The 21,823-nt window shown below is 38.3% G+C and carries 22 protein-coding genes; 21 read left to right on the forward strand and 1 reads right to left on the reverse strand.

Annotated features, from left to right (window positions below):
• Nucleotide 1 precedes the first annotated feature (1 nt).
• The 10 genes from nadD (at nt 2) to lipA (ending at nt 8,481) form a co-directional block, all read left to right on the forward strand.
• Nucleotides 2–631, forward strand: a complete 630-nt coding sequence (gene nadD, locus J8L97_RS13810; RefSeq protein ID WP_211050467.1) for a nicotinate-nucleotide adenylyltransferase — start codon at nt 2–4, stop codon at nt 629–631.
• Nucleotides 632–685: 54 nt separating this feature from the next.
• A complete protein-coding gene (rsfS, locus tag J8L97_RS13815) occupies nt 686–1,003 on the forward strand; it encodes a ribosome silencing factor (RefSeq protein ID WP_192506675.1) in 318 nt (105 codons plus the stop codon).
• 2 nt (nt 1,004–1,005) lie between these two features.
• On the forward strand, nt 1,006–1,476 hold the full coding sequence (gene rlmH, locus J8L97_RS13820; protein ID WP_210996058.1) for a 23S rRNA (pseudouridine(1915)-N(3))-methyltransferase RlmH: 471 nt from the start codon (nt 1,006–1,008) through the stop codon (nt 1,474–1,476).
• A gap of 9 nt (nt 1,477–1,485) precedes the next feature.
• A complete protein-coding gene (gene mrdA, locus J8L97_RS13825) occupies nt 1,486–3,372 on the forward strand; it encodes a penicillin-binding protein 2 (protein ID WP_211050468.1) in 1,887 nt (628 codons plus the stop codon).
• The gene (gene rodA / locus J8L97_RS13830) at nt 3,353–4,462 is read left to right on the forward strand and encodes a rod shape-determining protein RodA (RefSeq protein WP_192506672.1); all 1,110 of its coding nucleotides are present in this window, start codon (nt 3,353–3,355) and stop codon (nt 4,460–4,462) included. The genes mrdA and rodA overlap by 20 nt, the downstream gene beginning before the upstream one ends.
• Nucleotides 4,459–5,220 (forward strand): septal ring lytic transglycosylase RlpA family protein, encoded by a 762-nt coding sequence (locus J8L97_RS13835; RefSeq protein ID WP_211050469.1) that lies wholly within the window; start codon nt 4,459–4,461, stop codon nt 5,218–5,220. The genes rodA and J8L97_RS13835 overlap by 4 nt, the downstream gene beginning before the upstream one ends.
• Nucleotides 5,221–5,266: 46 nt before the next feature.
• Complete coding sequence (locus J8L97_RS13840; protein ID WP_192506670.1) at nt 5,267–6,430, forward strand: serine hydrolase; 1,164 nt, start codon at nt 5,267–5,269, stop codon at nt 6,428–6,430.
• A gap of 141 nt (nt 6,431–6,571) precedes the next feature.
• Nucleotides 6,572–6,850, forward strand: a complete 279-nt coding sequence (gene ybeD / locus J8L97_RS13845) for a DUF493 family protein YbeD (protein ID WP_192506669.1) — start codon at nt 6,572–6,574, stop codon at nt 6,848–6,850.
• 15 nt (nt 6,851–6,865) lie between these two features.
• Nucleotides 6,866–7,519, forward strand: coding sequence for a lipoyl(octanoyl) transferase LipB (gene lipB, locus J8L97_RS13850; protein ID WP_211050470.1), 654 nt, complete (start codon nt 6,866–6,868; stop codon nt 7,517–7,519).
• Nucleotides 7,516–8,481: a lipoyl synthase gene (gene lipA / locus J8L97_RS13855; RefSeq protein ID WP_192506667.1), complete on the forward strand. Its 966-nt coding sequence runs from the start codon at nt 7,516–7,518 to the stop codon at nt 8,479–8,481. The genes lipB and lipA overlap by 4 nt, the downstream gene beginning before the upstream one ends.
• Before the next feature lie 327 nt (nt 8,482–8,808).
• Here lipA and J8L97_RS13860 read toward each other — a convergent pair whose 3' ends face one another.
• On the reverse strand, nt 8,809–8,991 hold the full coding sequence (locus J8L97_RS13860) for a transposase (protein WP_211050471.1): 183 nt from the start codon (nt 8,989–8,991) through the stop codon (nt 8,809–8,811).
• Nucleotides 8,992–9,682: 691 nt separating this feature from the next.
• Here J8L97_RS13860 and J8L97_RS13865 point away from each other — a divergent pair.
• From J8L97_RS13865 to J8L97_RS13915, 11 genes are all read left to right on the forward strand, one after another.
• On the forward strand, nt 9,683–9,871 hold the full coding sequence (locus tag J8L97_RS13865; protein ID WP_211050472.1) for a hypothetical protein: 189 nt from the start codon (nt 9,683–9,685) through the stop codon (nt 9,869–9,871).
• Nucleotides 9,872–10,092: 221 nt separating this feature from the next.
• Nucleotides 10,093–10,668 (forward strand): 2OG-Fe(II) oxygenase, encoded by a 576-nt coding sequence (locus tag J8L97_RS13870; RefSeq protein WP_211050475.1) that lies wholly within the window; start codon nt 10,093–10,095, stop codon nt 10,666–10,668.
• Nucleotides 10,669–10,688: 20 nt separating this feature from the next.
• Nucleotides 10,689–11,915, forward strand: coding sequence for a radical SAM protein (locus J8L97_RS13875; RefSeq protein WP_211050476.1), 1,227 nt, complete (start codon nt 10,689–10,691; stop codon nt 11,913–11,915).
• Between the two features lie 5 nt (nt 11,916–11,920).
• Complete coding sequence (locus J8L97_RS13880) at nt 11,921–13,090, forward strand: HEXXH motif-containing putative peptide modification protein (RefSeq protein ID WP_211050477.1); 1,170 nt, start codon at nt 11,921–11,923, stop codon at nt 13,088–13,090.
• Nucleotides 13,077–13,223: a hypothetical protein gene (locus J8L97_RS13885; protein WP_211050478.1), complete on the forward strand. Its 147-nt coding sequence runs from the start codon at nt 13,077–13,079 to the stop codon at nt 13,221–13,223. The genes J8L97_RS13880 and J8L97_RS13885 overlap by 14 nt, the downstream gene beginning before the upstream one ends.
• Before the next feature lie 44 nt (nt 13,224–13,267).
• Nucleotides 13,268–15,679, forward strand: a complete 2,412-nt coding sequence (locus J8L97_RS13890; protein WP_211050479.1) for an ABC transporter permease — start codon at nt 13,268–13,270, stop codon at nt 15,677–15,679.
• Nucleotides 15,679–17,793, forward strand: a complete 2,115-nt coding sequence (locus J8L97_RS13895; protein WP_211050480.1) for a peptidase domain-containing ABC transporter — start codon at nt 15,679–15,681, stop codon at nt 17,791–17,793. The genes J8L97_RS13890 and J8L97_RS13895 overlap by 1 nt, the downstream gene beginning before the upstream one ends.
• A gap of 30 nt (nt 17,794–17,823) precedes the next feature.
• Complete coding sequence (locus J8L97_RS13900) at nt 17,824–19,077, forward strand: efflux RND transporter periplasmic adaptor subunit (RefSeq protein ID WP_211050481.1); 1,254 nt, start codon at nt 17,824–17,826, stop codon at nt 19,075–19,077.
• Between the two features lie 8 nt (nt 19,078–19,085).
• Entirely contained in the window at nt 19,086–19,760 is a 675-nt protein-coding gene (locus J8L97_RS13905; RefSeq protein WP_211050483.1) for an ABC transporter ATP-binding protein, read from the forward strand.
• On the forward strand, nt 19,757–20,563 hold the full coding sequence (locus tag J8L97_RS13910) for a glycosyltransferase family 2 protein (RefSeq protein ID WP_211050485.1): 807 nt from the start codon (nt 19,757–19,759) through the stop codon (nt 20,561–20,563). Before J8L97_RS13905 ends, J8L97_RS13910 begins: the two co-directional genes overlap by 4 nt.
• Nucleotides 20,564–20,796: 233 nt before the next feature.
• Nucleotides 20,797–21,714 (forward strand): aKG-HExxH-type peptide beta-hydroxylase, encoded by a 918-nt coding sequence (locus J8L97_RS13915; protein ID WP_211050487.1) that lies wholly within the window; start codon nt 20,797–20,799, stop codon nt 21,712–21,714.
• Nucleotides 21,715–21,823 lie beyond the last annotated feature (109 nt).

Genomic DNA, 21,823 nt, shown 5'->3' on the forward strand with positions numbered 1-21,823 from the left:
CATGATTGCATTATTTGGTGGTACATTTGATCCTGTTCATCTCGGCCACATCAATATGGCCGAGAATTGTATTACACAATTGGGATTAGAACAGTTGCGCTTTCTACCCTGTGCAATACCTGTCCATAAAGCAGCACCAGGTGTAGCCGAACAACATCGTCTCGCAATGCTAGATATTGCGACACGTGAAAATTCATATTTCTACATAGATACTCGAGAATTGCGCCGACAAGGCCCTTCTTATTCTCTTTTAAGTTTGCAAGAATGCCGAGCTGAACATCCAGACCAACCATTAATTTTTTTAATGGGCATGGATTCATTTAATAGTTTACCAGCTTGGTTTGAGTGGCAAGCAATCACGTCTATTTGCCATATCGTGGTATACCAGCGACCGGGGGAAGTTCGCAGTACTCACCCTCCCCTCATCGAGTATTTAAGTAGAAGTGAAGTCACTGAGATCTCTCAACTGCATGCCCAAATAAGCGGTCTTTGCTACTTCTTAACTGGAAATGTAAAAGATGTTTCTTCAAGTCAAATTCGTAACTTTATAAAATATCAACAACATACGGAACATTTACTGCAAGCTGAAGTCATAGAGTATATTCGCAAACATCACTTGTATGCTGATTAAGGTCTTTGGCTGTGCTAAAATCGCCGACTATTTTATAACTTAAGAGTAACCCAGTTGAATTCAGAACAACTTTTAGACTTTGCACTAGACAAAGTTGATGATATGAAAGCCCGTGATGTCGTTAAATTAGACGTAAGAGAAGTGTCTACTGTCACTGACTATTTAATCGTTTGTTCAGGCAACTCAAAACGCCATGTACAGTCAATTGCCGACAATGTTGCTAAGGCAGCACGCCATGCAGGTGAAGAACCGTTAGGTCAAGAAGGACAGGATGTCGGTGAGTGGGTATTAGTTGACTTAGGTGAGGTGGTTGTTCACGTGATGCAAGATCAAACTCGAAGCCTATATGATTTAGAGAAACTCTGGGGCTAACTTTGAAAATACAATTGGTTGCCGTTGGCACAAAAATGCCATCATGGGTCGAAACAGGGTTTAAAGAATATCAACGTCGCTTTCCAAAAGACATGGCGCTAGAACTACTAGAGATCCCTGCTGGAAAACGCGGAAAAAACGCAGATATCAAAAGGATTTTACAGATTGAAGGAGAAAAAACCCTCGCTGCAATTCCCAAAGGCAACCGAATTGTTACCCTTGAGGTGACAGGTAAAGCATGGGATACCCATGATTTGGCAAAAAACATGCAAAAGTGGCAATTAGACGGCCGAGACATTAGCTTGTTAATTGGCGGGCCTGAAGGACTTGCGCCAGAGTGTATAGCAGCCTCAGAGCAAAAGTGGTCATTATCAAACCTGACCTTACCACACCCACTGGTTCGCATTATTGTTGCTGAAAGCTTATATCGTGGCTGGAGTTTAAATACCAATCACCCATATCATAGGGAATGACCGCTTCTTATGTTAAAAAAACGGTCAACTATTCGCGATCATTCAGCTGAAGCAAACCTGTTTGCTCGCCGTGCTTTTGTTGGCTTTATTTTTGTTGTATTACTCATTGGTATGTTAATCATGAATATTTACCATTTACAGGTAAAAGACTATGAGACATATCAAACTCGCTCTAATGATAACCGAATTAAGCTTATACCTGTAGCGCCAAATAGAGGGTTAATCTACGATAGAAATGGTGTTCTTCTCGCTGAAAATCGTCCGGTGTACAATTTGGAGGTTGTGCCTGAAGATGTTCATGACCTTGAAAAAAGCTTAACCGAATTAGCACAGCTTCTGGAAATAACTGACACACAACAATCCGACTTTTTAAAAGATATCCGCAAACAACGCCGTTTCAAAAGCCAGATACTCAAAGCTCGACTGAATGAGCAAGAAGTCGCCGTTTTCTCTGTTAATCAACATAAATTTCCAGGATTTAGTATTGAAGCAAGACTCGCTCGACACTACCCTTTTGGAGATACATTAACGCATGCCTTAGGCTACGTCGCCAAACTTAATAAAGACGAACTAAGTGAGCTAAAATCCGCCAATCAAGCAACGAACTACCGTGCAACACATGATATCGGCAAACGTGGGATTGAAAAATTTTATGAACAACAGCTGCACGGGACTGTTGGTTCTCAGCGTGTAGAAGTCAATAATCGAGGTCGTGTTATTCGCACCTTAAATATGGAAGCACCAACCCCTGGTAAAGACTTAGTTTTAACACTTGATATCGGATTACAACAAATTGCCCAACATGCATTGAAAGATGCGCGAGGTGCCGTCGTTGTTATGGATCCAAAAGATGGTGGGATCCTCGCGCTTTACTCTAATCCAAGTTATGACCCAAACTTATTTGTACATGGAATAAGTGGCGCTAATTATAAAAAGCTGCTCAATCAAGATCGACCTTTGATAAATCGAACGACCCAAGGAAGTTACGCGCCAGCATCTACCGTAAAGCCACACCTTGCGATATTAGGTTTAGAAGAAGGGATTGTCACGGAGCAAACGCAAGTCTGGGATCCTGGCTTTTTTCAAATACCGAATGTCGACCACAAGTGGCGTGATTGGAAGCGTTGGGGTCACGGCCATGTAGATGTTTATCGTGCTATTGAAGAGTCATGTGATACATATTATTACCGAATTGCATACCGAGCTGGGATCACCAAAATCAGTAACTTCATGTCGCAATTTGGATTTGGAGATTTATCTGGAATAGATATTCACGAAGAAACGACGGCGATAATGCCTACTGTAGAGTGGAAAAAAGAGCGATTCAAAGAAAACTGGTGGCCAGGTGACACGATTTCGGTTGGGATTGGCCAGGGCTATTGGACCGCAACACCAATACAGATAGCTAATGCTCTCACTATTTTAGTTAATCGTGGTGCACACCACCAGCCTCATCTGGTTCAAGTGACAAAGCAGGATAATGTTATAAATCAGCTATTTACAGAAGATAAGGCGCCAGTACAATTACAAAATCCAGACAATTGGCGAATCGCATTGAAAGCCATGCATAACACCGTAGCTAAAACCACAGGCACAGCGCACAAAGCTTTCAAAGGGGTAAGCTACGATCCTGCAGGAAAAACGGGTACTGCGCAAGTTGTCAGTATTGCACAAGGCGAAAAGTATGATGCCTCTAAACTCAATGAACGGCATCGTGACAACGCTATTTATACGGGCTTTGCTCCATATAATGACCCACGTATCGTCGTCGCTGTTGTCGTCGAAAACCAAGGTGCAGGTAGTTCTGTTGCAGCCCCCGTCGCACGCCAATTAATGGATTATTACTTTTCAGCCTACCCCTTGGAAAACACTGTTAATGATACCTCTAAACTATAAACGCACATTTTGGCAAAAAGTCCACATCGACCTCCCTCTTTTATTTGCGTTGATAATAATGATGTTAGGCAGTTTAACCGTTGTATATAGCGCTAGTGGTCAAGACATTAATATGATGACACGTCATGCAACGCGTATGGCCAGCGCAGTCATCGCATTGCTGTTTATGGCTCAACTCTCTCCTAATACGCTAAAGCGTATTGTGATCCCAATGTATATTGTTGGTTTAGGTATGCTCGTTGCAGTTTTATTTGTTGGTGTCAGTAGCAAAGGTGCACAGCGTTGGTTAGATGTGGGGATCACTCGCTTTCAACCCGCTGAAATTATGAAAATTGCAGTGCCAATGATGGTGGCTTGGTACATTGGGCAACACCGCCTACCACCTTCGATATTGAATCTATTTATTGGTTTTACCATTGTGATGGTACCGACCATTTTGATTAAAGAGCAGCCTGATTTAGGGACTTCTATATTGATTGCTAGCTCAGGTATATTTGTACTCTTTTTATCTGGGTTAAGCTGGCGACTGATTGGCTTTGCCGCGCTTCTAATGGGCCCTGCGGGTTTTGCATTTTGGAGCTATGGAATGCATGCATATCAAAAGCAGCGAGTACTCACATTATTTAACCCTGAAAGCGATCCACTCGGCGCAGGATATCACATCATCCAGTCAAAAATCGCCATAGGGTCGGGCGGAATTGAAGGTAAAGGCTGGTTACATGGAACACAGTCGCAGTTAGAGTTTTTGCCCGAGCGCCATACTGACTTTATTTTTTCAGTACTCAGCGAGGAGTTTGGCCTGTTAGGGGTCATATTATTACTTAGTGTGTACTTATTTATCATTGGTCGTGGTTTATACATCGCGGTAAACGCCCAAGATGCATTCAGTAAGTTACTCGCTGGCGCACTAACTATGACATTTTTTGTGTATATTTTTGTGAATATAGGCATGGTATCTGGCTTATTGCCTGTGGTTGGTGTTCCTCTGCCATTAATTAGTTATGGTGGGACATCCATGGTCACCTTAATGGCAGGGTTTGGTATAATCATGGCAATCGCCACAGATAAAAGAATGTTACTCAAATCATGAATCGTGTTTTTACTAATATTTTACGCCTAAGTCTATTAGTCCTGCTCAGTGCGTGTAGTACTCGCTACCATATTACACAAGATAAGGCGCCTTTAAGGGTGCCAACAGAATTAGAGATGCACGATGCCCAGGTGACTAATGAACCTAAGAGTGTCAGTACGGGTCGACCTTATACCATTCAAGGCAAACGTTACACACCGATGTCAGACGAAAAAGGTTATACCCAAATAGGGGTTGCATCTTGGTATGGTCGAAAGTTTCATGGCTATCACACCTCAAACGGCGAAATTTTTAATATGTTTGATATGAGTGCAGCACATAAGACCTTACCTTTACCAAGCTTCGTAAAAGTCACAAACACCGATAATGGCCGAACAGCGATTGTGAGAGTCAATGATAGAGGGCCTTTTCATGATGATAGGCTAATTGACCTATCTTACGCAGCTGCTTATAAATTAGGGTATCACCTAAATGGTACAGCCAAAGTTAAGGTAGAAGCCATTACCATTGACAGAAGTGCGCCTAGATTAACTTACATTCAAGTCGCCGCTGGCAGCAACTTAGATCACTTAAAAAGTCTGTCTGCGACATTACAAAGTAGATTTCAATTACAAACCCCGATTCATTCTGAAAAAGGGCTGTACAAACTGCGGTTAGGACCTATTCTTGATGACAAAACAGCACAAGCCGTGCTTGATAAGCTACGAAAAGGCAAATATAAACATGCCTTCTTGCTTTATAGTGAACATCAACTTTAGAATATACCGTTAACGCTGATTAAATTTAAATAAAACTGCGAGCATAATGACTTTATTAAAACCAAAACTTATTACTAAATTGTGTGGCCTTGTGTGCTCTGTATCCTTATTTGCAGCAAACGCACAAATTATTCCATCAGTTCCTCAAATTAATGCCAAAGGGTATTTCTTGGTCGATTTTACTACCGGTAAAATTATTGCCTCAGGTGAAGCTGATACTAAACTAGCGCCCGCAAGCTTAACGAAAATGATGACTAGCTATGTTATCGGAACCGAAATTGTATCTGGTAATATTGCACCGACAGACATGGTAACCATCAGCGAAAAAGCATGGGCTAAAAACTTTCCAGAATCGTCTAAAATGTTTATTGAAGTCGGAAAGCAAGTCAGCGTTGACGACCTTAATAGAGGGATCATTATTCAATCCGGTAATGATGCGTGCGTAGCGATGGCTGAGCACATCGCTGGCAGTGAAGATGCATTTGCAGATCTCATGAATGCACATTCTGAAAAACTCGGTATGACCAATACCCATTTTATCAATAGCCATGGTTTAGATACTGATCAGCATTATACAACGCCGCGAGATATGGCAACATTAGGGGTAGCGCTTATCCGTGATGTGCCTGAAGAGTATGCTCTATATAAAGAAAAGTCTTTCACTTTTAATGGAATTAAACAGTATAACCGTAATTCTCTATTATGGGATGCGAGCTTAAATGTTGATGGTATAAAAACGGGCCATACTTCAGAAGCTGGGTATAGCCTTGTGACCTCTGCAACCAAAGATGACATGCGCTTAGTGTCTGTGGTAATGGGCACTACAAGCGAACGTGCACGTATGGTGGAAAGCAGAAAGTTACTCAACTACGGATTCAGATTTTTTGAAACAATCACACCGTATAAAGCAGGTGATAGCTTTGCAGAACAGCGTATCTGGATGGGAAACAAAGAAACTGTATCTTTAGGCATTCTTGAAGATACACCAATTACTATCCCTAGAGGACAGCGTAAAAACTTAAAAGCCAATTTTGAACTTGATAACACGCTAGAAGCGCCATTAACAAAAGGCTCTAAAGTGGGCACTTTATATTTACAGCTTGAAGGCGAAGAAATTGCTAAATATCCACTAGTTACGCTAGAAGAAATTGAAGAAGGTAGCTTCTTCAGTAAGGTCTACGACTACTTACGTTTACAGATCATGCAATAGTTTAAAATGTATTCATACAACGCTCCTCTTTGGGGCGTTTTTTTTTACCTCAAAAATGATAGAATGCCGCCATTACTGAGCATGATGCGCCAAGAGCAATGCAATTCGCTCACCTAAACATAAAGTAGTGAGGATACCGTCGTGGTAAAACCTGTAAAAGATACTAAGTTTGATGAATTTTTAGAATTCCCATGTCCGTTTACTTTCAAAATCATGGGTCTTGCAAACGTAAACCTAACTGATCAAGTGATAGCCAAATTACAAGCGATTGTACCAGGGGACTACTCACCCAAGGTCAAGCCTAGCAGTAAAGGGACCTATGAGTCGATCACCGTCGTCGCTACCGTAGGTTCCAAGGAACATATTGAGCAAATTTATACTGATGTAGGCGGTTTAGATGATGTCCGCTACGTGCTGTAAATAATAGAGAGCAACATGAAGCATAATTCAGTGATTGTTCGCCAACTTGGCCGTCGCAGTTACGAGCCAATCTGGCATAAAATGCAGTCTTTTACTGATACCAGAGACGACAATACCGCAGATGAAATATGGCTGGTAGAACACGAGCCCGTATTCACTCAAGGTCAAGCTGGTAAGAAAGAACACTTACTTTGCACCGGTGATATTCCTGTAATAAAAGTCGACAGGGGTGGCCAAGTCACTTATCACGGACCTGGTCAACAAATGATGTATGTGCTATTAAACTTACGCCGCTTAAATATTGGTGTTCGTGAGCTGGTAACTTGGTTAGAAGAAAGCATCGTCGACTATTTAGCAGAGATAAACGTTAAAGCCTATGCAAAAGCAGATGCACCCGGTGTTTACGTTAATAATAGTAAAATAGCTTCCTTGGGGTTAAGAGTCCGTCGTGGCTGTTCGTTTCATGGATTAGCACTGAACGTTAATATGGACATGGGTCCATTCTTACGTATTAATCCATGTGGCTATGCCGGTATGGATATGATTCAAACGAGTGATTTAAATGGCCCATCAAATATGAGTGATGTATCAGATGGACTAGTAAAGCACATGTTACAACGCTTAAAAGCTGAACATGTTGAGCAAATTGAAGGGTTTGAAAACGAATGAGTAAACCAGTAAAAATGGAGCCAGGGGTAAAGCTTCGTGACGCCGAAAAAATGGCACTTATCCCAGTAAAAGTATTGCCTACTGAACGAGAGGAAATGCTCCGTAAACCTGAATGGCTAAAAATCCGCTTACCAAAATCAAGTGAGCGTATTGATGGCATCAAACAAGCAATGCGTAAACACGGTTTACACTCTGTGTGTGAAGAAGCATCATGTCCTAATCTATCCGAATGTTTCAATCACGGTACCGCCACATTCATGATCCTTGGTGCGATTTGTACTCGCCGCTGCCCATTTTGCGATGTTGCTCATGGCCGCCCGCTTAAACCAGATGCAGCCGAACCAGAGAAGCTCGCTCTCACGATAAAAGACATGAAGTTGAGTTATGTCGTGATCACCTCAGTCGACCGTGATGATTTGCGCGATGGAGGGGCTCAGCACTTTGCCGACTGTATTAAAGAAATTAGAAAGCACAGCCCCAATATCACTATTGAAATTCTAGTGCCTGATTTCAGAGGTCGTATGGAAAAAGCGTTAGAGATCCTTTCCCAAACACCACCAGACGTTTTCAACCATAACCTAGAAACTGCCCCTAGGTTGTATAAGTTAGCCCGCCCAGGCGCTGATTATAAATGGTCGCTCGAATTGCTACGCCGCTTTAAAGAAGCACACCCTGAGGTTAAGACTAAATCAGGCCTGATGGTTGGGTTAGGTGAAGAAATTTCAGAGATTGAAGAAGTATTACGCGATCTAAGAGAGCATAACGTAGACATGCTTACCGTTGGTCAGTACTTACAACCTTCAAAACACCATTTACCTGTTAAACGCTACGTGCCACCTGCTGAGTTTGACGCACTAAAAGAGTATGCCGATGAAATTGGATTCGTCCATGCAGCATCAGGACCCTTTGTGCGATCTAGCTACCACGCAGATCAACAAGCTGCGGGTAAAGAAGTAAAATAATCGGTGAATTACAACAACATTAAGCGCGGCTAAACAACGCTACTTTGTACTGTAAGGAAAAGTAAAGATGTCGCAAGGAATACCTAAATTTAGTGAATTTCCTTGTGACGATCATTATTGGAGGGTCGATTGGTTTGCCGCTACTGTGCGTAATCCGAACATGCTCTCTGAGCCTTTCTCACAAATCGTAATAAGATACACTCTACAACCTAAGGGATCCCCAAGCTCTGCGCCTACTTGTTTTCACAGCTTTTTTGCAATGATATCCTCAAGCATCGAGTGCTTTAAGCTCAGCGTTGCAAACATATCTTTTAGCTTACGATTATCTTATTCAAGTTCTTTGAGGCGTTTAACATCAGACGCTTCCATGCCACCATACTTTGAGCGCCATTTGTAAAATGTGCTTTGGCCGATGTTATGTTTACGGCAAATTTCAGGCACTGGAATACCTGATTCAGCTTCTTTGATCATGCTGACAATTTGAGTGTCGGTAAACTTGCTTTTTCTCATCGTAAATTTTCCTACTTTAGTTAATGGAAAATTCTACTTATGAACTGTTTCATTTTTTTGGGGGGGTTACAGGTCGATTTAAACTTGAATCTGCGTTATCTGATCATTGGCTTCGCCAGCGGTATAGAGTTTTAATATAAATACCAAAACTTCATCAGCCGAATAAACACCCTCAATGACTTATTTCACAGCTTTGATTTAAACTTCTTAATACAAAGCCCTTCAAGTCGAAGTTACAATGTACTCATTTAATATCTAGCAGACCGCGAAAATTCCACTACTTCCTTAGCCCAACTAATCTTAAAAACCTTAATTAAAAATGGTGTTGACATTTTCAATACCATCACTGTATATTGTATACAAACATGAAGAGTATGCACATTAATCAACATACTCTCTACTTTAAATGGAATTAATTAATACTTTCTATATTCTAAATCGGAATAAATATAAAGTATTTATTTTAAATGGAGTTAACATGTTGTCTTATCACTTCCTAAGCCTGTTAAAAATAACCGCACATGACAAAACCTTAACTTACAGGTAATTACATAATCTCATAAAAACATTAAATGTTATAACATATTAATTATAACCAAACCGATTATAATAAAAAATTTTTATAAACAGATTTTGATGGATTGTCTGTCGAAAACTCAGCCATTCACGGCTAATTTAATAAGGAAAAGTTATGAAAAAAATCGCAGAATTAGCGAAAGCAATGTCAGCTAATAATAAAAACGAAGCTGTCGATTTTGGTGAAATGAATGAACATGTTTCTGCCGTTCTTGACGAACACTTAGATATGATTTCTGCTGCGCATCAAAGCACACATGATAGTAACCATTACAGCAGCCCAGGTAACGATGGAATGCCTTAAGGAAACTCGGCAATTCCGTTAAAAGCATAGTTTTTTTATTCATACTGTGTGCGTATTCTATTTTTCACATGAATGACATTGTCACAAATTTAGAAAATACATAGTGCACAAAGTTTAAATATCCAAACTCTTAGCCCGAATAAAGTAAGGGCCAATAATAGATTAACGTGCCTTTTTAAGGCACGTTAATCTATTCAAAAAATAAAGGAGAAAGAGTTTACATGGCAAATACCTGTAGAGTATCTCTTTTAGTCCCAGGTCTTTTTGCCAGTGACGAATGTGAAAATATCATTGAATTAATGGAAAAGCGCACACTCCACAAAGCGACCGTTTGGGATGGTCTTCAATATTCAGTAGACGAAACTAAACGCCGCAATGGGAATACTCAAATTGGCAAAAATAAAGAGTCTCAGTGGATTTACGACAGAATGGATTTGCTGTTTTTCAAAGCGGCCGATCATTGGGGCTTCGAAGTTGAAGGCACGAAAGAACCATTAAAATACCTAAAATATGATCAGGGCGACCATTTTTCACAGTGGCATGCAGACATAGGAACCAAGCTCGCAAGTGAAAGAAAGCTATCTATGTCTGTACAATTAAACAATGCGTGCGAATTTACTGGCGGTGTATTAGAGATCGGTTATCCGAGAGGTATTGAGGGAGAACCATTGGTTAATAACTTAGAAGCAGGAGATGCAATCATCTTTCCGTCTTTTATACATCACAGAGTTACTCCTATTTTGACCGGAACCAGACACTCATTAGTGAATTGGATAAGTGGTCCACCATTTCGTTAAATTGCAATAAAGGATGCCTTGTGTTTAAAGAAAAACGTATTTTTACCATGGATATAGTGCTAAAAGTTGTTGAAAGGTGTAATTTAGCTTGTCCTCATTGTTACTATTACTTCCATGAATTTGACGGGAACGATAACCAGCCAATAATTGGAGATGATGTCGTAGAAGCCTTACCTGACTTTTTAAATCGTTCAGTGCGGGAAACAAATATACAAAACTTCAATATCGTTTTACATGGTGGTGAGCCATTAATGATGAAAAAGGAAAAATTTGATTATATTTGCACCCATATTAAAAAGAATGTTTTAGATGATGTAAAGATAGAATTCGCCATCCAAGCTAATGGAGTGCTCATTGATGACGAATGGATTGAAATTTTCGCAAAACACAACATATCGGTAGGTCTAAGCCTAGATGGAACCGAAGAAACACATGGTAAAGTGCGTCCAAAGCACAACGGGAAATCAAGCTATAATGATGCAATAAAAGGGCTTAAACTAGTCCAACAAGCTTATAGAGACGGTAAACTGAGTAAAATCGGGGCGCTAAGTCTATTACATCCAGATGATCAAGAAAGAGCCCTGAAACACCTTATAGAGGAGCTTGGCATCAACAGTCCTGGCTTAAACTTTCCACGAGGTGGTTGGGATACTCAGGAATCACCAACTTGGAACTCTCACGTAGAGAGTCACAAAAAGGCGATTCAATATTGGACCCAAGAACTTGTCTATCCAAAATTTAAATATGTACGCGGCATTTCAAATGTATTTATGTCTATGCAATCAGAAGATTTTGCTGAGTATAACGACTATAAGAACGCCCTAAAACACCACATAGTGACAATATCAAGTGAAGGTGCTTTGCTCATCGATGACAACATGTTTGGATTAGCAGATGAATTTTCCAAATCTAAACTCAGCATTTTCCAACATTCATTAAAAGATCATTTCGATAGCGATATTTTCCAAGAACTTATTGATGCAGTAGACCATAAGCCATTAGCTTGCGAAGGTTGCGATTGGTACAGATTATGTGGAGGAGGAGCTTTGTACAACAGATTTTCCAAACTCACCAGGTTCAAAAACAAAGCTATCATCTGTGACACATTGACAATGATATATGAAGAGTTAGCGAAGTTTTCATTGGAAAAAGACCTTATTGATATAGATCAATTAGAAAATATTTTAAAGGTTAATTCTAAAGTAAATGCTAGGGGTATTTACCAACAACTAACAGTCAAGGAATAAATGTAATGCTGAATTTTAGTTGTCTATCCAATCCGTATGAGGGTGACTTCGTAAACCTTTCAAAATCAATTTCTGATGCTTTTGTTTGGAATACAATTCAAAAAGAAGCCTTAAAACAACCTGAGTATTTTCCAAACTTGCAACACACCAAAACAGGGTCTGATATCATAGGAATGCGTCCAGAAATGGGACCACTTAGGCTTGCACAAATGAAAAATGAGCTGAAAGATCTGAGTGACGAATGGTACACATCACAACTAGCAATAGTTGCTTATCTATCAGGACTTATGACGAGCTTAAACATTTGTTGTGATGCGTCATTGAAGCCGTTAACTCTCTGCGGAAAAAATTATTACGGAAAAGAAGTCAAAATTACTAGCAACCTTTCCAACGAAATTATTGTGGCTATAGATGGTGAATGTACCGATACATTAATTGCCAAAAAGCTCGATAATCAATCTATCGTATGGGTGAATAGCAATGCTCAAAAGAGCTTTATCAATCTTGGTAGTTTAAAATCGGCCCCTCTTGTTAAAGCTGTTTGGCTAAAAGATTGGAACTATGGTGAAGAGCCAGCTTACTGCGATGATAGCACGCACGAGATATTAGTAGAGAGAGTCGAGCATGGTTATCGTTTTTTAGAGTCGCATTTCCCTGAATTTTATTTATGGTCAATTGCGCTTATCCATGAAATTATCCCTATGGATCATACCAAGAATAAGGGTATCAAGAGTCAATCATATGCGTTTTGGCCTAATCAAATTCATTTAAAAGGCCACAATAATTTATTATTAATTTTAGATGTCATAATACATGAAAATTCCCATATGTATTTCAACATTGTGGAATTAACCACCCCATTGTTTATATCCAAAACCCCTGAAATTTATTCTCCGCTAAAGAAAGTGAAACGGCCAATGAAAATGGTGCTATTAGCGTTCCATGCCCTCGGTAATATATTACTGTTATACAAAAAAATTTACCAGAAAAACCTTTACTCTGATCAAGCACTCTTGACACACTATATTAAACACAACGACCACCTTGTAAAAAGCCTATGGGAGCAACTGGAAAGATATAAAGATGAATACTTCACCCTAGCAGGACACCAAATTTATCAACCATTATGCGATCAATTAACATCAATGGGAGTTGACTTAAATGAATATAATTGAAAAAGAAATATCTCTTTACCGCCCTGAGGTAATCGATCATGAAAAAGAAAAATTCAAAAAATTTGAATTTAATTATAAACCATTAAATATCTATTACTTAGTTATTCCAGTTGCTTTTTTTCTATTAGCTTAGTTTCTACCGTGTATATTTCTGGTTAAGTTTTTTGGATTTATTCTATGAAAAATTTTTTCGCAAACTTCAAAATTGAGTTAATTAGAAACTGGCTACTGATACTAGGTATAAGTACTGGGTTTTCAGCTTTTATGCTGATAGGCGCTCTATACTTTACTGAGTCCAACTATGATAACTGGGTTGACGATAAAGAATATATCTACAGAGTGGATAACCTAGTCAATCATGCTGATAGAGAGTCTATCCAATCACCATCAATTCCCGCTAGCGCCTTACCTGTATTACTGGAGCAAATAGATTCTATAGAGAGTGGGGCAAGACTATACTCATCATTTATCAGTTATGTTAATAAAGACAAAATTAAGACTTTCTCTACGCATTTTGCTGACCATGAATTTTTATCATTATTTGATGTTCCCATAATAGCAGGAAGTATTGATAATTTTGGTAATCAGGCTAATGCCATCATCATTACCAAAGATTTATCTGCACGCTTATTTGGTAGTCGCAACCCAATCGGTCAACAGATTTTAACGGATGACAGAGAACATCTGAGTGTTATTGCTGTAATGGATAATTGGCCGAAGCAGTCTCACCTTGATATCGACTCAATTATATCTATTGCCTCACCTTTACTGAAAAATGCAGACCTGTTTCTTCACCATTGGGGGACTAGCAGTAGCCACACCTATATTAAATCTCAATTCGACAAAGACACAATTGCAAAGCTGCTAAATAGTACTCTGCGCATTCACGCTCCGCCCCAATATGTCAAACCTGGTTATTCCGCAGGGGCTCTCCCCATGTACAGTTTTGTCTTAACACCTTTATCAGAAGCCCACCTCCTAACGTATGATAAACCTATTAATTCATCTTCTGATAAAGAAACCATGTTGACGACATTACTCATCTTATGCCTGATGATATTTCTTGTTTCGTTAATGAATTTTATCGTCCTCAACAACTCTATATTACTAGGGGAAATTTCTGCGTTAGGGATAAAAATGTCTTTTGGGGCAACTAACTATGATCTGATTTTTGAAGTATTTTTAAGATCAATAACGCTCGCGCTAAGCATCTCCATTTTAGCGTTTATAGCCACCTTAGGATTTTTTCCTATCATCCATCAATATTTTAGCTTTAACTTAGACTTGAGCGATTTACTGACATTGACACTTTTTATATCTCTAACACTACCTGTCGTTATTGCCACACTTAGCGCTGCAATATTTGCTTCATATTTTCTTCGTAAGAAGCCCATAACTTTAATCAACTCTGGCACTTCTAAAGCAAGCTTCAGTCGCAGCTACTCAGTAATCGTTTTCATTCAATTTAGTATCAGTATTGTTTTGGTAAGCATGTCTTTTTTAATGAATGCCCAGATAGGTTTTCTTATCAATAACAAGCAAAGCTTTGACTCCAGTGAAACATACGTTTTATGGGAAAGGAGAAGCCCAGAACATGCACACGCGCTTTTTCGCATATCTGATTTACTCGCAGAACACATTGGTTCTGAACATGTGGCTGTTACTGGTTTTGTTCATGGAGACAATAGAGATAGCTCTATGTCCGTAAGAAAAGACTTCAATCATAACTCACTCACAATGGAAGTCATCAACTTCGGCACATCAGGCCTTAACTTATTTAATGTAAAACTAATAGCTGGTAGTTGGTTTAACCAAAATAAAGCTGATGATATTGAATACAATAAAACAACACCAATTGCTGTCATTTTAAATGAAAGTGCCGCGAAGCTTCTTGGTTACTCTGCACAGAATGCCACAGGAAAATACATTGATCAGCTTTATGCTGGTAATGGTAGTTGGCGTCAAGCAAAAGTGATTGGTGTTGTACAAGACTTTAATTTTAAAACCATGTTTGATGAAATCCCTCCAACGGTATTCGTCAGTGACTCAACAAGAGTTGATAGACTAGTCTACATAAACTCTGGCAACAATGTTGACATCAATAAAGTCTTAGAAGGTATATGGCATGATATATACCCCAATAGAGTCTTAGATGTAGAAACACTGTATTCGTACCATTTAAGCTTATATCAAAGAGTGACACTGCAAACTAAGATAGTCACAATCATAGCCTCTCTTGGGTTACTGTTGTCGCTCGTTGGTTTATTTGGCGTGCTAGCCATATACGTGTTTAGCTCAACTAAAGAATATGCCATCCGAATTGGTCTAGGCGCTAGCTATCGTCATTTAGCTCAAACCATTATAAATGACAATATCATACCCATTTTGTTAGCGACTATCGTCTCAGTACCCGTAACTATTTATTTCTCAAATTACTGGCTAAGCAAATTTACACAGAAAGTAGATAGCAGCAATGTATATATTCTTGCTGGGGTCACTGTTTGCTTAACGAGCTTTTTAATTTCGTTAACACCATTTTGGAGAAAATTAATTAAATTAATTCCAAGCCAGCATTTAAAGGACGATTAATGCGCTCAAATAAAAAAATAAAAATTGTATTCCAAGATGAAAGCTCTGAGTGCAGCCTAGCTTGTTTAACAATGATAGCTAACTTTTACGGAGCAAATACTTCACTCAGTAGCATAAGAAATCGGTTTCCTGTTTCTAATGAAGGCGTGACATTAAAGACGTTTGTTGGTTTTTGTAAAGACGTAAATCTTTCAGCAAACCCTCTTAAGAGCAGTATTGAGGGGCTATCTTATTTCACAAGACCAATCGTGTTGCATTGGGACATGCAGCACTTCGTTGTACTACATAAAATTGAAAATGGTATGGCTACGATTTACGATCCAGCCCGTGGTATTCGTAAACTTCCTTTATCAATCGTATCGAATCACTTCACAGGAATTATCGTTGACATAACTCCAGATAGTAACTTTGCTCCGATTAATGATACTTCTACTTTTGGGTTGAAAAACTTGATAGGAGCATTAAGTAAAATAGAGATAAAGGTATCTGTTGCGCAAATCATTTTACTGTCAGTATTGATGGAAGCGCTAGTCCTCATGCAACCCTTTTTATTTAAACAGTATTTTGATAAACATCTCAATGTAGCATCAGAACAATTCCTGATGGCGGTCGGATTAACCTTAATGCTCATCGCTGTTTCTCTCACCATAACAACATTCATTCGAGACTACGCTGTCATTCACCTCTCGACAATCATTAACTATAAAGTTAGTACGAGTGTATTTGAAAAGCTTATGGCCCTCCCGTTAGCTTTTTTTGAAAAACGACAAATAGGCCACATTATTGAACGACATAGAATTATCAACGATATACAGCAGTTTTTTTCTAGCACTGTTCCTCTCGCAATTATTGATGGTTTAATTACCTTGCTAACACTACTTCTCGTTTTTCATATTTCGTTTTATTTGGGGTTAATTAGTGTTGTTTCAGTCTGCCTATATTTTCTTATTCGTAAGTTTACACAAACTAACATAATGCAGAGAGAACTAGAGTTACTTTATGCCAGTGGAGAAGCTTCAGGCCATATTATTGAAACTCTAAAAACGATACACACGACTAAAATTAATGCCATAGAAACACAAAGGTTTAATCGTTGGTCAAATTTTTACGGCGATCAAATAAAAGCATCTAAAAATTTTAGAATGTCTGATGCGGCATTAAGATCTGCTAAAAACTTTGTTCAAGCACTCAATGCTTCAATATTTTTTTTAGTATGTGCACTGCTTTATAGTAAAGGCGATTTTAGCATAGGGCTGATTTTAGCCGTCATATTTTACAATTCACATTTCATGTTTCGCTCCACACAACTCATCGACCGCTTTATTGAACTAATCATTCTAAATACAAAAGCAAAAAGAGTGGAAGACATGTTTTCCTTTCCCCCAGAAATTAATGAAAACACAATATTAGAGCCTATTGAAAAATTAAAAGGGCAGATCACGATTAAAGGACTCAGTTATTATCTAGAAAATAGAGAAACGCCTTTATTAAGTCATATCGACTTTAAAATTCACCCCGGTGAGTTCATCGCTATTACCGGAGAGAATGGCGTTGGTAAAACGACTCTAATGAGAATGCTACTAGGTATTACCCTACCAACGAGCGGAAGTATTTATTTTGACCAATATAAACTTTCACAAAGTACACTTAAAGGGGTTAGAAGTCACATTGGGTGTGTTAGCCAGGATGAGCAACTCTTTGTTGGCACAATCGCAGAAAACATCGCATTATTCGATCCAGAAATAGACTTTGACCGAGTTGTTGAGGCGGCAAAACTGACTGGTGTTTTCAACAAAATTACTAGTTTGTCTATGGGTTTTAGCACCCATATCGGAGATATGGGCTCCCCTTTTTCGGAGGGGGAAAAACAAAAAATATCGATCGCCAAAGCTTTATACAAGAACCCTAATATTTTGATGTTAGATGAAGGCACCGCAAATTTAGACGCTGAAAGTGAAAAAACCATTCTTAGAAGCATAAGCAATATGCCGTGTACCAAAGTTGTCATTGCTCACAGACCCGCTTTTCTGGAATTTGCTGACCGAGTAATTACGATTAAAAATGGCACTATAAAGATACTGCCTAAAAAAAACCTGATAAATCAAGCAAGCTAAGATTATAATTTAATAAAGGATTTTATTTTAATGGATAGACCTATTGAAAAAAAACGACGTAGTAAGCTTGTAGCAGCGAGCCTGCTTGCTGTTACAGCATTAGCAATATTCATTGTCTATAACCTGTACAACATCGGTTCTTCAAGAAGCAAAACGATTAATAAAAAAGATATCGTCATTTCAAAAGTAAAAGCAAGTGAGTTCTCACAGGAAATATCGTTTTTAGGAGAAGTTGAACCACAACAAGTCTTTTTTATTGACGCTATAGAAGGTGGAGTTGTTAAAGAAATTAGTGCAAAAAATGGTGATTTTGTTCAAGCGGGACAACAAATATTATTTCTCTCCAACACCTCGCTCATTCTTGAAGTAATAAGAAGCGAAGCCGAAATCACTCAGCAACTGAACAACTTAAATGTATTAGAGATAGAACTTGAACGCAACAAGCTCAAACATTTGGAACAAATTCTACAAACAAACTTCCGAATAAAGCAAACAACTCGACAACTCAATAACCTTAAAAAACTAAAGCTTGATAATTTACATATAGAAGATGACCTCATTGCACTAACAAATGAATTAGAGTATTTACGAGAAAAAAAGGATCTCATTTTACTATCTCAGAAGACCGATATGGGTATTCAGCAAAAGCAAATGGCTCAACTTTCAGAAAACGCAAAAAGCCTCGAAGATAGTTTGCTGTTTACCAAAAAAAACCTCTCATCTCTTGATGTAAAAGCGCCAGTGTCTGGTTTGCTAACAGACTTCAATTTACGTAATGGGCAATCACTCAATAAAGGGGAGAAAATTGCACGAATTGATGGGTTAGATGATTTTATCTTGGTAGCCTATATTGATGAATTTCACATCGGCAGAATAACAAAAAGTGCAAAAGCAACTGTTTTAGTCAATGAGGAAAAAGTTAACTTAACGGTTAGAAACATCCTACCTGAGATAAAACAAGGAAAGTTCAAGGTAGAATTCAAGTTTACAGAACCGGTAGACTTTCAGTTGCGAAGAGGTTTGAGCTTGAGTGGCACAGTAAAACTAGACCTAATTGATTCGATCACGAATATCCCATTTAGCGGCTTCTCAGCATATACAGGAGATAATTGGGTCTTTGTTGTAAATGAGCAAGAAACAAAAGCTGAAAGGCGCAATATTATTCCAAGCAAAAAAAGCTTAACCTCTTTATCTATTCTAGAAGGGTTAAAACCTGGAGAAAAAATTATTACCTCGTCTTACAAAAACTTGTTTGACGTCGACGTACTGTATCTAAGCGAGTAACAAAGACCATGATAGTTTTAGAAAATTTAGTGAAGAAGTTTAGATCTGATGATATCGAAACCACAGCCCTAAACAGTATAAATCTCAAGATAGAAAAAGGGGAATTTGTCGGTATAACAGGCCAGTCAGGCTGCGGTAAATCTACCCTATTATCCATTCTCGGCATGTTAGATGCTCCCGACTCAGGGAGAATCACCTATGCAGGGAAGCAAATATACCCTTATAAATCTAAGAGTAATTTGTACAAATATAGAAGAAGTGTCGGTTTTATTTTTCAGAGTTTTAACTTAATCAACTCACTAAGCGTCAAAGATAATATCGCCCTTCCGCTAAAATATATAGGAATAAACCGAAAAGCACGTGATGCTAAAGCGCTTGAAATAATGGAAAAACTAGACATCGCTTCCAGGTCAAATCATAAACCAATTCAATTGTCTGGCGGTCAACAACAACGAGTTGCAATAGCCAGAGCCTTAGTTACGAATCCTGACATAATATTCGCAGATGAACCTACTGGAAATCTAGACTCAACCAACACTGAACAAACGTTAGAATTACTAAAAAAAATTAACGATGACGGCACAACCATAGTGATGGTTACTCACGATAAGTCACAAGTAAGGTACCTTTCAAGAATTATTCAAATGAAAGATGGTAGTTTTAGTAAGGAGCTTGAAGAATGAGCTATATTAGCGCCGTTATCATATGTAAAAACGAACAATTAACGATAGGAAGATACCTTAGATCGGTATCCCGCTATACCGACGAAATTATAATTGTCGACACTGGATCAACTGACAAGACCCTGGAAATAGCCAATGAATTTGATGTTAAAATTCATCATTATGAGTGGAATGATGATTTTAGTGCCGCTCGGAACTTTGCTCTTTCCCAAGCAACAAGTAAGTGGCTACTTATTCTTGACGTAGATGAATTAATTGAAGACGAAGATATTCTCTTACTATACAAAGTATTAGAGTCAAATAAATATGACGCCATTGACTTTCAACTATCTCAATTTCAGGTAGATTACAGCAATATTGATCCTAAAGCAGAGCTCCAGCTCCCAAACGTACCTGCGCTAGTTAAACAAAAAATGGCCGTTATTAGGAATGGAGTACAAATTCGATATGAAGGATGTGTGCATGAAACCATAGTTCACCAACAAAGAAGTCCTCAGGGGTTAAACAGCGATATTCGGTGTGGTCATTATCGAGACTCTGCTACTGTGGTTTCCAGAGCCCTTTACTATTCCCAATTGGAATCAGAGTCTTTAACGAAAGATAAAACCAATAGTAACGCCCACTTTAACTACATATACAATCTTGTTTTAAATAAAATGCGGCAAGAGGCTGCGATCGCCATTGGGCAATTAGAATTCATCGATGAGCACTATAAATCCAGATTCAAAGATCTCGTATTAAAAATGCATACATTTGGTTGGCTCAACGAATCAAGCGCACTAAAACGTAAACTGGAAGGCTAATGGAATACCTTTTTAAAGCTCTATCAAACCCTTTGGGTACAAATTTCCCAGAAATGACCAGTGCACTTGTAAAAATTCAAATAAGTATATTTTTCAAGCAATATAATAACTTTGCTGAAGCAAACAATACTCATACATTCGATATTACCTTTGATAATCATCATGACTTTTTGACTCATAGCACTGAAGTATTTCCATTTATTTATGCAAAAATGAATCAAATTGACTTACGAATGCATAAAAAATGGTATGAATTAGGCGCTAATATACTTGCCTATGTTATTGGTCAAATTGAGAGTATTAATGTCAAATATCAAGGCGACACTTTACCTATACGTATTTTTGGCAAAACCTATTTCGACCCAATCCATATTATTGGTGAAAATGGAATATTGAAAGTGATCACTATCTCCAATAAAGTGAAGACATACAAATTAGTTAACCTTAAGGAACTGGGCATTAGGTGGGTAGACAAAGATAAGTTGACATCCTTTTGGGATACTAATGATGAACTTCCTTTTTTTATTGCTAGTGGCTACATCGAAGAAAACAACAACAAGCCAAATAATATTTGCAACAAGCACTCAGAATTTGAGCTCCAAATTAAAAATGCCTTAAGCTTTTTGGCATCAAATTTTGAAGAGTACTACCTTTGGATAATATTAAATTTAAAAGAGCTTAGTCCACTCCAAAAACCAGCCCACTGCCAGACGCAAAGTCAAACTTCGCTTGCGTTACCTGGCCACATTGAAATAAATAACCAAGCATCTTTAATCGAAGTAATTAACATGCTTGTTCACGAATGCTCCCATTTATATTTTCACCTTTTACAATTAAGCCACCCGTTGTGCACACACGATGCACCTATGTGCTACTCAATTTTAAAAGAGAGAGAGCGTCCTCTCATTAACGTTTTATTAGGTTTTCATGCTTTTGCCAATGTGCTTATCTTACTAACAAAAATAAAAATAGCTAAATTGGCAGAAATAGTTGTCGAAGAGTTAGATGAACACTTAAAACACGTTTTGAACTACGTACTCAGCCTAGATAAAGAATTATCTAATCACATTAAGTATTTACGTGAGAACACTGGATTGGTCATTTATTATACTTTGAAAAGTATGCTGATAGAACAAGGATATTTTACATAGCCACCTTGTATCGAATCACTTGAAATAAAAAATGTATATTTTATACCTTTAAAGATAAAGTGGCTGACAATTAAATAATAAATGAGGTTTATAGAAATTAAACTAGGAA

This window comes from Pseudoalteromonas sp. MMG012, assembly GCF_018100875.1.
Lineage (GTDB): Bacteria > Pseudomonadota > Gammaproteobacteria > Enterobacterales > Alteromonadaceae > Pseudoalteromonas > Pseudoalteromonas aurantia.